General features: G+C 49.2%; 13 protein-coding genes. 4 read left to right on the forward strand and 9 right to left on the reverse strand.

Going from position 1 to position 14032, the window contains the following annotated elements; genetic code table 11:
• Nucleotides 1-1533: an NAD(P)H-hydrate dehydratase gene (locus B3850_RS05880; RefSeq protein ID WP_286911531.1), complete on the reverse strand. Its 1533-nt coding sequence runs from the start codon at nt 1531-1533 to the stop codon at nt 1-3.
• Nucleotides 1534-1547: 14 nt separating this feature from the next.
• Here B3850_RS05880 and queG point away from each other — a divergent pair, with 14 nt between their 5' ends.
• Nucleotides 1548-2675, forward strand: coding sequence for a tRNA epoxyqueuosine(34) reductase QueG (gene queG / locus B3850_RS05885; protein ID WP_286872491.1), 1128 nt, complete (start codon nt 1548-1550; stop codon nt 2673-2675).
• On the opposite strand, the gene B3850_RS05890 is transcribed toward queG, so the two are convergent.
• Complete coding sequence (locus tag B3850_RS05890) at nt 2672-2875, reverse strand: YheV family putative zinc ribbon protein (RefSeq protein WP_053953135.1); 204 nt, start codon at nt 2873-2875, stop codon at nt 2672-2674. The genes queG and B3850_RS05890 overlap by 4 nt on opposite strands.
• 57 nt (nt 2876-2932) lie before the next feature.
• Here B3850_RS05890 and B3850_RS05895 point away from each other — a divergent pair, with 57 nt between their 5' ends.
• Nucleotides 2933-4846: an ATP-binding cassette domain-containing protein gene (locus tag B3850_RS05895; protein ID WP_286872495.1), complete on the forward strand. Its 1914-nt coding sequence runs from the start codon at nt 2933-2935 to the stop codon at nt 4844-4846.
• Between the two features lie 12 nt (nt 4847-4858).
• Nucleotides 4859-5095 carry a YheU family protein gene (locus B3850_RS05900; RefSeq protein ID WP_053953137.1) on the forward strand — a complete coding sequence of 79 codons (237 nt, stop codon included), beginning with the start codon at nt 4859-4861 and terminating at the stop codon, nt 5093-5095.
• Here B3850_RS05900 and cysQ read toward each other — a convergent pair.
• Together cysQ and nudE are read right to left on the reverse strand one after the other, a co-directional pair.
• Nucleotides 5067-5879, reverse strand: a complete 813-nt coding sequence (gene cysQ / locus B3850_RS05905) for a 3'(2'),5'-bisphosphate nucleotidase CysQ (protein WP_286872500.1) — start codon at nt 5877-5879, stop codon at nt 5067-5069. The two genes, B3850_RS05900 and cysQ, sit on opposite strands and share 29 nt — an antisense overlap.
• Nucleotides 5872-6432, reverse strand: coding sequence for an ADP compounds hydrolase NudE (gene nudE, locus B3850_RS05910; RefSeq protein WP_286872503.1), 561 nt, complete (start codon nt 6430-6432; stop codon nt 5872-5874). The genes cysQ and nudE overlap by 8 nt, the downstream gene beginning before the upstream one ends.
• A 126-nt stretch (nt 6433-6558) precedes the next feature.
• Between nudE and sthA the strand changes: the two genes are divergently transcribed.
• Nucleotides 6559-7977 carry a Si-specific NAD(P)(+) transhydrogenase gene (gene sthA / locus B3850_RS05915; RefSeq protein WP_058576683.1) on the forward strand — a complete coding sequence of 473 codons (1419 nt, stop codon included), beginning with the start codon at nt 6559-6561 and terminating at the stop codon, nt 7975-7977.
• On the opposite strand, the gene envZ is transcribed toward sthA, so the two are convergent.
• From envZ to B3850_RS05940, 5 genes are all read right to left on the reverse strand, one after another.
• Complete coding sequence (envZ, locus tag B3850_RS05920; RefSeq protein WP_286911532.1) at nt 7958-9283, reverse strand: two-component system sensor histidine kinase EnvZ; 1326 nt, start codon at nt 9281-9283, stop codon at nt 7958-7960. The two genes, sthA and envZ, sit on opposite strands and share 20 nt — an antisense overlap.
• On the reverse strand, nt 9283-10008 hold the full coding sequence (ompR, locus tag B3850_RS05925) for a two-component system response regulator OmpR (protein WP_157980643.1): 726 nt from the start codon (nt 10006-10008) through the stop codon (nt 9283-9285). Before ompR ends, envZ begins: the two co-directional genes overlap by 1 nt.
• 103 nt (nt 10009-10111) lie before the next feature.
• The gene (locus B3850_RS05930) at nt 10112-10534 is read right to left on the reverse strand and encodes a potassium channel family protein (RefSeq protein WP_286872510.1); all 423 of its coding nucleotides are present in this window, start codon (nt 10532-10534) and stop codon (nt 10112-10114) included.
• On the reverse strand, nt 10534-13092 hold the full coding sequence (locus B3850_RS05935) for an EAL domain-containing protein (RefSeq protein WP_286872512.1): 2559 nt from the start codon (nt 13090-13092) through the stop codon (nt 10534-10536). The genes B3850_RS05930 and B3850_RS05935 overlap by 1 nt, the downstream gene beginning before the upstream one ends.
• Before the next feature lie 112 nt (nt 13093-13204).
• Nucleotides 13205-13975 carry an SDR family NAD(P)-dependent oxidoreductase gene (locus tag B3850_RS05940; RefSeq protein ID WP_286911533.1) on the reverse strand — a complete coding sequence of 257 codons (771 nt, stop codon included), beginning with the start codon at nt 13973-13975 and terminating at the stop codon, nt 13205-13207.
• Nucleotides 13976-14032: the final 57 nt, after the last annotated feature.

A 14032-nucleotide genomic window follows, 5' to 3' on the forward strand; every position in this document is an offset into this window, starting at 1 on the left:
TTACGTTATTTTTCCATTCACTAATTGACGTATGTATGGCAACAAATCTGAAGCTAAGGTTCCCCGTTCACCTTCGTTGCCCGCTAATTCTCCGGCTCTGCCATGCCATATACCTGCCGCAACTACGGCTTCGGTTTCAGGCATACCTTGTGCAACTAAGCCGCTTACCAAGCCAGTCAGCAAGTCGCCCATACCACCGCTTGCCATTGCCGGACTGCCGGCATCCAGAATAAACTGCCCTGCGTCGCTGGTCACTAGCGAACCGGCGCCTTTTAATAAAATTTGCGCTTCGTAGTTATCACGCAGCGCATTTAATGCCGAAAAGCGGTCAGATTCTACCTTATTTGAGTCAATATTTAATAATCGAGCGGCTTCACCTGGATGCGGGGTCAATATCACTCGCGAGCCAAGCCTTTCTTTTTGTTCATGAGCGGCCAAAATATTCAGCCCGTCGGCATCAATAACCCAAGCTTTGTTAGTGTTAATGCAATGGTCTGCCACCCAGCTGAAAGCCTCTCGCGACCAATCACTTTGCCCAAGTCCCGGGCCTAAGGCTATAACGTTCGCCTGCTCCATCATTGCCTGTAAGTCTTTCTGAGAGCTTACGGCGCGCACCATAGCTTCAGGTTGGGCAGCAGCAACCATCGCCTGAGCCTCAGGGTGGCAGGCCACCGACACCTTACCGGCACCGCAGCGCAGTGCCGCTTGCATTGCCAGCACAACAGCCCCGGACATGCCCGGCTGACCACCAACGATAAGGACATGACCATTATCGCCTTTGTGTTCACAGGGCTGTCTTCGTGGCAGCCAATTTTGAATGTGCTCTGTCGTCACTCTCACATAGGTGGCTTTGCTTTGTTTCGCAAACGCATCACCAATACCCAGGTCTTCCAACACTAACTGCCCGACATGATTCTTTGCTTTCCCCGTTAACAGCCCCCGTTTATGAGCAACTAAGCACACCGTTTTGCAGGCGTGAACTGCGACTCCCGGCACTGAGCCCGTATCCGCATTAAGACCTGAAGGGACGTCCACCGCCAAAACCTTTGCAGAAGCCTCATTTAAGGTCTGGACAAGCGCAGCCGCAGCGCCTTCAAGAGCGCGGTTAAGGCCAACGCCGAAAAGCGCATCGACAACTATATCGTAACGCTGCGGTTCACAGTCATTAACCGCCTTTTCCTGGCCTCCACTGTCACGCCAGGCCAAACGTGCGCGCTCCCCATTATTGTCCGTTTTGGACGAAATAGTCTTGTTCGGTGATAGGGCAAATACGTCTACCTGATACCCGGCTTCCTGCGCCAGCCGAGCAATAATGTAACCGTCGCCGCCATTATTGCCCTCACCACAGCATACCGCTATTTTCGCCGGTGCTTTTACATCCTGCTGTAAGTGTTTAAACACAGCTGCTCCGGCAGCAGACATCAGTTGCATCATGCTTATTGAGCACGCTTCAGCCGCTGGTTTTTCGCCTTTTTGTACCTGTTCCACGGTGTACACGCGTTGTGCTAAACTGACGTTATCAATTGCCGTCATAGCTACTCCTGACCATGTCCAATTCCATTAACTATCAACAGCTGGCCGATGATATTAAGCGTTGGGGCGCCGAGCTGGGTTTTCAAAAAGTGGGTATTACTGACTTAGATCTTAGTAAACATGAAGCCACTTTACAGCAGTGGCTGGACAATGGCTATCACGGCGAAATGGACTTTATGGAGCGCCACGGCATGCTGCGGGCGCGTCCGGCGGATCTGCATCCAGGCTCGGTCAGAGCTATTTCCGTGCGTATGAACTACCTACCCGTTGAAGCCGGCTTTGCAAAGACGCTAAAAGATGGCAGCAAAGGCTATATTTCCCGTTATGCATTAGGGCGGGACTACCACAAACTCATGCGTAAACGCTTAAAACAACTGGGTGACCGAATACAGTCAGAGTTTGACGGCGCCGACTTTCGCCCCTTTGTTGACTCAGCCCCCATTATGGAAAGACCGCTAGCGGAAAAGGCCGGGCTAGGCTGGACAGGTAAACACACACTCATTTTAGACAGAGACAGTGGCTCCTGGTTTTTCTTAGGTGAGCTGTTGATTAACCTACCACTACCGGTCGATGAGCCTGTTGAGGAAGGTTGCGGCAGCTGCACCGCCTGTATGACCATTTGTCCAACTCAGGCCATTGTCGCTCCTTATGAGTTGGACGCACGGCGCTGTATTTCTTATTTAACCATTGAGCTGCGCGGCGCCATTCCTGAAGAGTTTCGCCCGCTTATTGGTAATCGTATTTACGGCTGTGACGACTGTCAGCTCATTTGCCCGTGGAACCGCTACGCCCAACTCACCGACGAAAACGACTTTAGTCCCAGACAAGAACTGCATTCGCCACAGTTACTCGAGCTTTGGGCCTGGACTGAACAACAGTTTCTGGACAATTTACAAGGCTCGCCTATTCGTCGAATAGGTTATGAATGCTGGCTGCGTAACCTGGCCGTGGCTTTAGGTAACGCGCCCTCAGATGCCGCCATTATAGAAGCGCTAGAGAATAAAACCGAAGGCGTAACCGACATGGTGCGAGAGCACATCGACTGGGCATTGGAGCGTCAGCGCACCGGTGTTGCAGAGGTTACTAAACAGCTGAAACGATTGGTGCGTGCGGTAGAAAAAGGCTTACCCCGCGACGCCTAATCGGGTTTGAAAACACCAATGACCTGATCAAACTGGCGCTCGCTGCCACCGCCCTGCTCTTTAGGTTCGCTAAAGCGGTGCTTGCACTGCACGCATTCCACCTGCTCAATATCGTTTTCAATAAACAACATGAGTGTGTCCATGGCCTCACATTTTGGGCACACTGCGCCAGCGATAAATCGTTTCTTTTGTCTAGCCACGACAACTCCTGTGTTAGAATTGGCTGCAACGTAACTAATGATAACGCAGAGTGATTTATGATTCGAGCGCAAAGCATCAGCCTAATGCGTGGTGGCGATGTTTTATTTGAGGACAGTGACTTACAAGTTTTTCCCGGCCACAAAGTGGGTCTGGTGGGCCGCAACGGCTGCGGTAAGTCGTCACTGTTTTCAATGTTGCGGGGCGAGCTGCATGCCGACACGGGCGACTTACATGTTCCCGCAGAATGGCGCATAGCCAGCGTCGCACAGGATACCCCTGCACTCGAGAAGTCCGCGATTGATTATGTCATGGACGGAGACACAGAGTTTCGCGCGTTGGAAGAACAATTGGCCACTGCGGAAGCTTCTAACAACGGCGAACAAATTGCGCACTGCCACGACAAACTGGCGGCTATTGGCGCTTACGACATACAAGCTCGCACAGCCTCGCTTATGGCCGGGCTGGGATTTACTCAGTCGCAACTGCAACAACCAGTGAAAGCCTTTTCCGGTGGCTGGCGTATGCGACTAAACCTGGCGCAAGCGCTGATAGCCCGCGCTGATTTAATGCTGCTCGATGAGCCTACCAACCACCTCGACGTCGACGCTATTTTCTGGCTGGAAGGCTGGCTGAAACAGTACGAAGGAACGCTGATTCTTATTTCGCACGACCGTGACTTTCTGGATTCGGTAACCACTGACATTGTCCATATTGAACATAACAAGCTGAATACCTATAAAGGCAACTACTCTCAATTTGAACGCCAGCGCGCTGAGCACTTAGCCCAACAACAAAGTGAATTTGAAAAAGCGCAGGTCATGCGCCAGCACTTGCAAAAGTACGTTGACCGCTTTCGCTATAAAGCCAGTAAAGCTAAGCAGGCGCAAAGCCGCTTGAAGGCCATTGAAAAATTACCAACGCAGGCGCCTCTTCGTGCTGAAAGCGGTGTCGACTTTCACTTTTTAGAGCCGGAAAAGCTGCCGAACCCATTACTGACACTCCGCGATGCAAAAGCCGGTTACGGCGACACCACCATTCTGGAACATATTAAGCTGAACTTGGTGCCGGGCACGCGCTTAGGGCTGCTTGGCCGTAATGGTGCGGGTAAGTCGACCTTAATTAAACTCCTTGCCGGAGAGCTTGAGCCCATGGCCGGCGAACGTATTGCGAACCCGGGCTTGCGTATTGGTTATTTTGCACAGCATCAGCTCGAAACTCTGGATATGTCAGCATCGGCGCTGTTGCATTTGCAACGTATGGACAGCACCGCCAGCGAACAAAAACTACGGGACTTTTTGGGTGGTTTCGGGTTTTCCGGTGACCATGCAACACGCTCGGTTGAGCCTATGTCCGGGGGTGAAAAAGCGCGTTTAGCGTTGGCGCTCATTATTTATCAGCGACCTAATTTATTGCTGCTCGATGAGCCTACCAACCATTTAGATTTAGGACTTCGCGACGCTCTGGTTGCGGCCTTACAGGAATACGAAGGCGCTTTAATTGTGGTGTCGCACGATCGTCACCTGCTACGCACGACGGTCGATGAGTTTTGTCTGGTGGCCGATAAAAAGGCGGAGACCTTCGATGGCGACTTGGATGCCTATCATGCCTGGTTGCAGGAGCGTGCCGCCAGTGACAAACGCTCAGAGCAAACAGCGCCTAGTCGTCAGCGCGATAACCGCAAAGAACAAAAGCGCAAAGAAGCGGAAATGCGTCAAAAGACTAAGCCCCTGCGCCAGACCATTGAAAAAGCCGAAAAGCGCATACAAATCTTAGAAAACGAGTTAGCAGAGCTTCATGACCAGCTGTCCGATAACAGTCTTTATAACGACGACCGCAAAGCCGACTTACAGGCGTTGTTAGACAAACAAACGGCGGCACAAAAAGAGCTGAGTGAATTAGAAGAAACCTGGATGGAAGCAGAAGAGTCACTGGCCGAGTTGACCGAAGAGCTTCAGTCAGAGAACGACTAAACAGGAGAGCTTATGATTATTCCATGGCAAGAAGTGGACACTGAAACCTTGAACAACCTGCTTGAGTCCGTGGTGCTGCGTGAAGGCACCGACTACGGCTCGCAGGAAATGTCGTTTGACGCCAAAGTCGAGCAACTCCGAAAGCAGGTGAAAAGTGGAGAAGCCGTTATTGTCTTCTCAGAGCTACACGAAAGCGTCGACGTAGTGCCCAAAGACAGCGTCACCGGAAACGCGGACGACGAGCAATAAACACCTCTTCCCAGGGAACATTTTGATCACCCAACACTAAAAAATTTGGGTTCAGCAAACTGACCGTTCGGTTGTAAGTTATCGGCTCAAAGTTCTCATTTACAATACGACCTCCCGCCTCACCAACAATCACTTGCGAGGCGGCTGTGTCCCACTCTCCGGTCGGCCCTAGTCGTAAAAAGCAATCGGCTTTGCCCTCGGCAATAAAGCACGACTTTAAGGAACAGCTGCCTGTCGGTAGTGGCTGAATATCACGCTGTGTTTGCATACGGCTTAACACCGGCTCTCTTGCCTGACGGCGACTTATGGCAATAATCAAAGGGTCAGATTCCGGGTTTTGCAGCTGACGCACCGAAATTTTCTGCCGCTCGACAGCATCTTCTTTATAAGCGCCCCGGCCTTTTTCTGCGTAATAGATTGCCTCACCAACCGGCCAAAAAATGACGCCCATTTCAGGCTCGTTATTAGACACGTAGGCAATATTAACGGCGAAGTCACCAGAGCGTGCAATAAACTCTTGCGTACCGTCGATAGGATCAATGAGAAAATACGACGACCATTTGCGCCGTTCGTTGTAATTCTCGTGGTCACTTTCCTCTGACAACACCGGAATGTGAGGGAAATGCTGTTTTAACCGGTCTTCAATCAGTTCACTGGCGATGATATCCGCGGTCGTCACCGGGGAATCATCGTGTTTTTCCGAGGTTTTGTAGTCACGGCGCTCGTACATGGTCATAATGACTTCGCCGGCTTCTTTCGCGATAGCTTTGAGTGTCTCAAGCATTGGCTGACTGCCCCCGCTTTCTCAGTAGCATTAATAGCGCTGCCACACTTCTAGCTTCAGTAAAATCCGGCTGAGTTAATAAGTTGTCTGCGTCATCTACCGCCCAGGTGACTTTTTCCAAGGGCTCCGGCTCATCGCCGGGCAAACTTTCAGGATAAAGGTCGGTTGCCACGAATATATGCATTTTTGCTGAGAAGAACTGCGGGGCCATCGATACTTCCGTTAAAAACTCCAGATTATGGCTACCATAGCCAACTTCTTCTTTTAACTCTCGCTGCGCCGCTTCTTCCGGCGTTTCACCCGGGTCAATCAGCCCTTTGGGGAAGCCCAGTTGGTAATCGTGTGAGCCAGCTGCGTATTCGCGAATAAGCAGTAAGGTATCTTCGTCTAGGCAAGGTACAATCATAACGGCACCACGACCACTACCTTTCATGCGCTCAAACTGGCGCTGCTCACCATTACTGAACTTTAAGTCGACCGCTTCAATGCGCAGCAGCCGACTTTGAGCCACCACGCGACGGGATAAAATTTGAGGGACTTGCTTCTTTGTCATACAACCATCCAAGTCATTGTCTCTCTTTACTATAACGACTCTGCGTACAGAAAACAGTCTGAATTTACGGTTTTTAGAATGAGTGCTAGTATTCAAGCCATTGTAGCGAATATAGAAGTGAGCATTATGACAGGCCAAAAACCCGAGACGGAAACTGAATTTGATGTTGTTGTAATAGGTACGGGGCCCGGCGGTGAAGGCGCCGCAATGCAACTTGCCAAAAGTGGTTATAACGTCGCCATTGTCGAGCGTCATAAAGCGCTGGGCGGCGGCTGTACTCACTGGGGAACCATTCCTTCTAAAGCATTGCGTCACTCGGTTAGCCGACTCATTGAATACAACAATAACCCACTGTTCTCAGGCCCGGGCTGGCAAAGCGGCATGACCTTTAGTCATATTCTGCACTACGCAGAGTCTGTTATTCGCAAGCAAGTAAAATTGCGCAGCTCTTTTTATGACCGTAACGGGGTTACTGTTGTACACGGTACGGCGTCATTTTTAGACAAAAACCGTATTCGTGTGACAAAACTCGACGGCTCCGTTGACGATCTGATTACGCAGCACGTGGTTATTGCGTCAGGCTCGCGCCCCTATCACCCGGCAGATATCGACTTTGATCACCCACGTATTTATGACTCTGACAAAGTTTTGTCACTGTCGCACGAACCAAAAACCATTTTAATTTATGGTGCCGGTGTTGTCGGTAGTGAGTACGCCAGTATTTTCCGCGGCATGGGCGTTAAAGTCGACCTGATAAACCAACGCGACCGACTACTTTCGTTCTTAGATGCGGAGATATCCGACGCGCTAAGTTATCACTTGCGTAACAGCGGCGTCGTTATTCGCCATAACGAAGAGTATGAAAGCATTACCGGCTACGACGACAAGGTCGTACTGAAAACCAAATCAGGTAAAACCATGGCCGCAGACTGCTTACTATTCGCCAACGGCCGCTCGGGTAATATTGAGGATCTGGACTGTGATGTTGTTGGACTGGAGCCAAACTATCGCGGCCAACTGGAGGTCGATGAAAACTACCAAACCTCGGTCGACAACATTTATGCAGTGGGCGACATTATTGGTTACCCAAGCTTAGCCAGCGCAGCATATGATCAAGGCCGTATTTGTGCATCCGCAATTATTAATGGCGAAAGCGACAAAGCCTTAGTCAGTGATATACCCACGGGCATTTATACCATTCCTGAAATTAGCTCAGTCGGTAAAACGGAAGAAGAGTTAACAGAAATGAAAGTGCCTTATGAAGTCGGTCGGGCTCAATTCAAACACCTTGCTCGTGCGCAAATTTCCGGCGCTGACGTCGGTTGCCTGAAGCTTCTCTTTCATCGTGAGACTCGTGAGTTATTGGGGCTGCACTGCTTTGGTGAACGAGCATCGGAAATTGTTCACATTGGTCAGGCTATTATGGAGCAGAAAAACGGCGGCAACACTATCGACTACTTTGTGAATACCACGTTTAACTACCCAACCATGGCAGAAGCGTATCGAGTAGCTGCCTTGAATGGTATTAATCGGCTTGCTTTGTAACTTTTGAAACCGCCTGCAGAGGTAACTCAATACGTACACACAAACCGCCTTCCGGGCGGTTTGTTAATGTTATACAGCCATCGTGACGGTCAACGATACGCTTAATAATTGCCAAGCCCAGCCCGGAGCCTACGCCACCACGAGCTTTATCGCCCTGCATAAAGGGCTGAAATAACTTCGCTTGTTGCTCTTCGGGAATGCCAGGGCCATCATCACTGACGCTAAACCATACGCTTTTTTGTTTTTTATTGTATCCGGAACTGACTAATACGTTTTGCTTACCGTAACGTTCTGCGTTTTCCAGTAAGTTCACAATGACGCGCTTCATAGACAAAGGCCGCAGCCAAACTAAGGGTAAATTACCCAACGCCAGCTCAAAATGCTTTTCCCAACTGTCAGGTACATTGGCAACAGTTTGCTCTATCAGCTCATTCAATGACTCCCGGCTGCTTTTCTCTTGTTGGTCGAGGCGAACATAGTCAATGAACTGATCGATAATGTCGTTCATATCATCGATGTCTTCAACAATGCCCTGTGCCAGCGTATCGTCTTCGGGCATCATTTCTGCCGCCAGCCGAATGCGTGTCAGCGGTGTGCGTAAATCGTGGGAAACCCCCGCCATCAGAAGGTTGCGATCGTTTTCCAGCTCACGAATGCCTTTTGACATATGGTTAAACGCCCGGGTCACAGCCATCACTTCGCTAGCGCCTTTCTCTTGCAGCTGTTCAGGAAACTCGCCTCTACCAACTTTACGTGCCGATTCTTCCAGTGCTTTTAACGGTCGGTTTAACCAGTTCGCAAACAGCATGCCGCCTAAAACGCTCGACACGCCAATAAGCAGCAAATACATAATTAGTGGTGAAAACTGCCCTTTTTGCATACTTTCTAAAGGCACTCGTATCCAAAAGTCCGGAGCTTTTGGCGGCTTCACCCAGATAAAAAACTCATTGCCCTGAGATACGCGCACAATAGCTTCGCCGCCTAACATCAAGCTCATATCGTCTGACAAATAACCGTAATAGGTTGAGTTAATCAGACCATTTTCTCTGGCTTGCGAATCATTGAATATCTCAATACCTGTTTCTTCGCGGTAACGCTCGATAAGCTCGCGCTCGGTTTCAGGCGAGTGCTGGCGAGGAATAAACATAGTTCGAATATGCTTGGCAACAAGTTCGTTAATTTGCTCAATGGAAGGCTTAACCACATAGTTGCTGACCATGACGTAAGAAACGACCTGGTTTATCAGCAAAATTAGTGCAAGCAGCGCAACCGTTCTGGCAAACGCTGACTTTGGAAACAGCTTCATTAGCTTTTCAGTTGACCGTCAGGAACAAAGACATAGCCCAGTCCCCACACCGTTTGAATGTAGCGTGGCTTAGTCGGGTCTTCTTCTAACATGCGGCGTAGGCGTGATACCTGCACATCGATAGAACGCTCAAGGGCGCTGTAGTCACGGCCGCGCGCCAAGTGCATGAGTTTGTCACGAGACAACGGCTGGCGGGCATGAGTCACTAAGGCTTTAAGTACCGCGAATTCACCACTGGTCAACGGCATGGGTGTATCGCCATGAAACATTTCGCGAGTGCCCAGGTTAAGTCGAAACTCACCAAACTCGACTTCTTGATCTTCCTGCGACGGAGCGCCAGGGGCCTCTGAGCCACGACGGCGCAATACTGCTCGAATACGTGCTAATAATTCACGCGGGTTAAAGGGCTTAGCAAGGTAGTCATCCGCTCCCAATTCCAAACCAATAATGCGATCAACTTCGTCGCCTTTGGCTGTCAGCATAATGACGGGAATATTATTACCTTCGTTACGCAAACGCTTACAAATAGAAAGGCCATCCTCTCCGGGCAGCATGAGGTCAAGCACCATCAAATGGAAGTTTTCACGCGTCAGTAAACGGTCCATCTGGTCAGAATCCTGCGCAACGCGAACGATAAAGTTTTGCTCCGTTAAATAGCGCTCAAGCAAGCTACGAAGCCGTGCGTCGTCATCAACTACCAGAACTTTTAATGTTTCCTGCATCATAATTTTAGTGTCTCAAGCTGCCATGCCTGCCTATAAAGATACACCGCTTTGTATAACGAGAGAAGCCAGCTTCTGTTAGCAAATGTTTCAGTTGTCGCTTTTGCTATCGATGCCAGTAGCGCTGCATTTCAACGTACAGGAAAGATGCCGTCCAGGTAATAAGAACAAGGCCCGTTAAACTTTCAATGCCAGTTAAAAAGCGTAACGCTCCGGTTGGCTCTATGTCACCGAAGCCGACAGTAGTAAAAACCGTAAAGGAAAAATACAGCGAGTCCAAAAAGCTGCCGTCAAAATTGCCTGTTAAATCGCCAAAGCCATCTCGATGGTGCATCAGGTAATAAGCGACCGCAAAAATAGCGACCTCAACGGTATGGGCGATAAGTGCGAGAAAGACACCAAACATAATACGAATTTGCGTGAAAACCCGCATATGAGCAATTAGCCGCCCGATACGATTTAACGCCTCATAATGAAACAGTACCGCTAACCCCACAATGATTGAGTTGCAAAGAAAAGACACCAGCATTATGTCGTTTCCTCTGCATTGGTTAGTGCATGCAAGGGCTCGGCGCGCGAAAAGTAATACCCCTGAAATTGTGAGCAGCCGAGTGCTTCGAGCTTACTCAGCTGTTCTTCCGTCTCTATGCCCTCCGCAATAACCTCCATATCCAGACTTTGTCCCAACGCCACAATGGTTTCTACTATCGCCGTGTCGCTATTGTCTTGTGTAAGATCCTGCACAAATGACTGGTCAATTTTAAGGCGGTTCAGCGGTAACTCTTTTAAGTAACCCAGCGAGGCGTAGCCAGTTCCAAAATCATCGAGCGCAAAGGTGATACCGCAGTCTTTTAACTGACGCATGGTTTTCGCCGTTTTTTCAATATCATCTATCAGCAAGCTTTCAGTAATTTCCAGCTCAATGGCAGAGCCCGACACCCCGGCTATTTTCATTTGCTCATTCATGTCTTCAACAAACTTGCTGTGTTTAAACTGGCTGGCACTGACATTAATAGCCACCCTAATTGGCCGCTCTGGGTTTAGGGCCTGCAGCGTCGGTGTGTCCGCGAGCGTTCTTTTTACCACAAGCTTATGAATACTGCGCATTAAGCCTTCACTTTCAGCCAGTGGAATAAACTCACCAGGAGACACCCACCCTAGCTCGTCATCATGCCAACGCACTAAGGCTTCATACCCCATGCAGGTTATTTTGCTTGAGTCGCTAATACGCTCGTATTGCGGCTGATAATAAACCTGCAGTGTTTCCTGAGTTATTGCCTTTCTTAGTGCAGACAACAGCGCTTGCTGATACGAAAACCGTCTTTGTAACCCCACATTAAAGAACTGCAAGTGCGGGCCACTGGCCTCTTTCGCCTGGGTTAATGCTAGGTCAACCGCTTGCAGAATCTCTTTCTCCGACGCAGCATCGGACAACAGCACAACCCCCATACTCACTGAAATCTGCTCTTCCTCACCATCCAGGACATAGGGTTCCGTCAGCTTGTTCAATAAGCTCGTTAATCGGTCTCTTAACTCCTCGACCATAACATCGGTACCATCGCGTGGTTGCCGCAAGAACACCATAAACTCATCAGAATTGAGACGACCCGCGTCGTCTTGCTGGCGTAGCTCTTTTTCCAAACGTTGGCCAAACTGAACAAGCAACTCGTCACCAATGCCATGACCCCGTCTATCATTCAGGTGTTTGAAATGATCAATATCGAGCAAAATCAATGCGCCATCGCTTTGTTCTTTAGCGTATCGCTTCAGGCCCTGGCGTAATCTGTCGAGCATAAAACGTCTATTGCCAAGGCCCGTCAGCTGATCGAAGTAAGCTAAGGTGTCGAGCTCCTCTTTCATTTGTTTGTATTCGGATACATCGGTAGAAATGCCACAAACCCCCACCAAATCGTCTTTAGAATCGTATAAGGGAACTTTAACCGACCAGTAGTGGTGCGGTGTTTTGTCGCCCGGCAGATAATTCACCTCGGCTTGCGCAGAACGCTCACGGGTGGAAAGCACTTTTCTGTCTAATTCAACCAGCTCATCTGCTGTGGTCTTATCAAATAAGTCGTAGTCATCCTTGCCAAGAATCTCTTCCGCTTCTCTGCCAAACAGGTCCGCCACTCGCTGATTCACGTATTCATAGCGCAGCTCGGTATTCTTGATAAAAATATAAGCATCGACACTTCCTAAAATAGTATCTAACCGCTGCTTGCTCTCTTTTAACTGGGACGTCTTCTCCCGCACTTTTTTACGTAACTCGTAGTTAAATAGCAGACCAATACCTAACCCCAACGCCAACAAGCCAAACAGCCACCACACATAAGTCGGAATATGAAGTGGCTGTTGCTTCGAGCTCCAATTTTTAATGATTTGGTAGTATTCCGACTGTTTATTGGCTTTTAGCTGACGAATTTCTCTACCAATAGCGTCCAGAACCTCACCTTCACTGCCGCTGCGCATCGCAAAGTAAAGCTTATTGGGCAAAAACATAATAGGCGTCATAGTGAGCCGGCGAGACACCACCTGCTGATTACCAAAAAACTGGTTAGTCGCAACCGCATCAGCTTTTTGCGCCTTAACAGCGTCAAAGCCTTCCGCAAACGAGTTAACCGGAAGCAGTTCCGTCGATAACTCAAAACTTGCGATAATATCGCGCAGGTATTCTTCCTGAACGGAGCCTTTCAGCACCGCGACCTTTTTTTCGTCTAAGTCGAGAACGCTGGTGATGCCTTCTTTTTCATCGGCATAAATTTGTGACCAACTGAGCAGCGCGTGCTCACTATGAAAGGACATCCATTCGTTGCGTGCAGTTGTTTTGGCAACATCCGGCATTATATCGATGTCGCCACTCTCTAGCTGCCGCAAACACTCATCCCACTCGCATTCCACCGGAATTAATTGCCAGCCATGGCGTTCAGCAATAACCGTCAGTAAGTCACCATGAATACCACTTAAGTCGTCGTCTTCATCGAACATAATTTTCGGCGGGTTATGGTACACGCCCACCTTCAAGACAACGTCTTGCGCAGTGGCCGGCATTACAAGCAGCAGTAGTAAGACAAAGGGAATGAAGTTTTGCAAATAAGCGCCTTAGTTTTATAACTTGTATAGCCCCTAGAATAAGGCAGATCAAAATATTTACAAGATAGCTTTTAAGTTTTAGCCCGACGCCTCTTCCCAAACCTGAGTAACTTTACTGCGCGGTATAACCGCCATCTATCACTAACTCCGTTCCGGTCACAAACTTGGACTCGTCAGACGCCAAATACAACACACCGTAAGCAATGTCTTCAGGCGCTCCGACATGGCCAATCGGGTGTAAGCTATCCAACTGTTTTCTAAACGCATCGACTCCTTCAGCTGACTCTTTACCCAGCTGCTCAACAAGTGGCGTCCAGATAAAGCCCGGATGTATTGAGTTCACTCGGATTTTATCTTTGGCGTAAATGAGTGCGTCGTTTTTACTCATTAACCTGACCGCACCTTTAGAGGCATGGTAAGGCGGTAAGTCAGCAGCGCCTATCATTCCATAAATGGATGAGAGGTTAATAATGCTACCCGCGCCGGCTTTTTTCATGGCCGGAATAGCGTGTTTCGTGCAATAGAAAACACCACTGACGTTTACGTTAATGACTTTGTCCCATTCGTCTTTGGTAATTTCGTGGGTGGGCTTATTAACCCCAGCAATGCCCGCGTTATTGACTAAAACATCGATTGACCCGAATTCCTTCGCGATCTCTACAAACGCCTGACTTACTTCGTCTTCATTAGCTGTATCGACATGCCAATATTTGGCGGTACCGCCAAGACCTTTAATTTCATCAACGACTTTTTGCCCTTCGGCGTCCACAATGTCTGTTACAGCCACTTTGGCGCCTTCTTTTGCTAATTCCAGGCAGGCCGCTCGGCCAATACCCAGCGCGCCACCGGTTACAATGGCGACTTTACCTTCTACTCTTTTCATAATGGTCTCCTATTTACTGACCCAATACTCAGTTTAGTATTAGCCAGAAATAAGGAT

This window comes from Idiomarina sp. UBA4520 (assembly GCF_002388365.1).
Classification (GTDB): Bacteria; Pseudomonadota; Gammaproteobacteria; order Enterobacterales; family Alteromonadaceae; genus Idiomarina; species Idiomarina zobellii.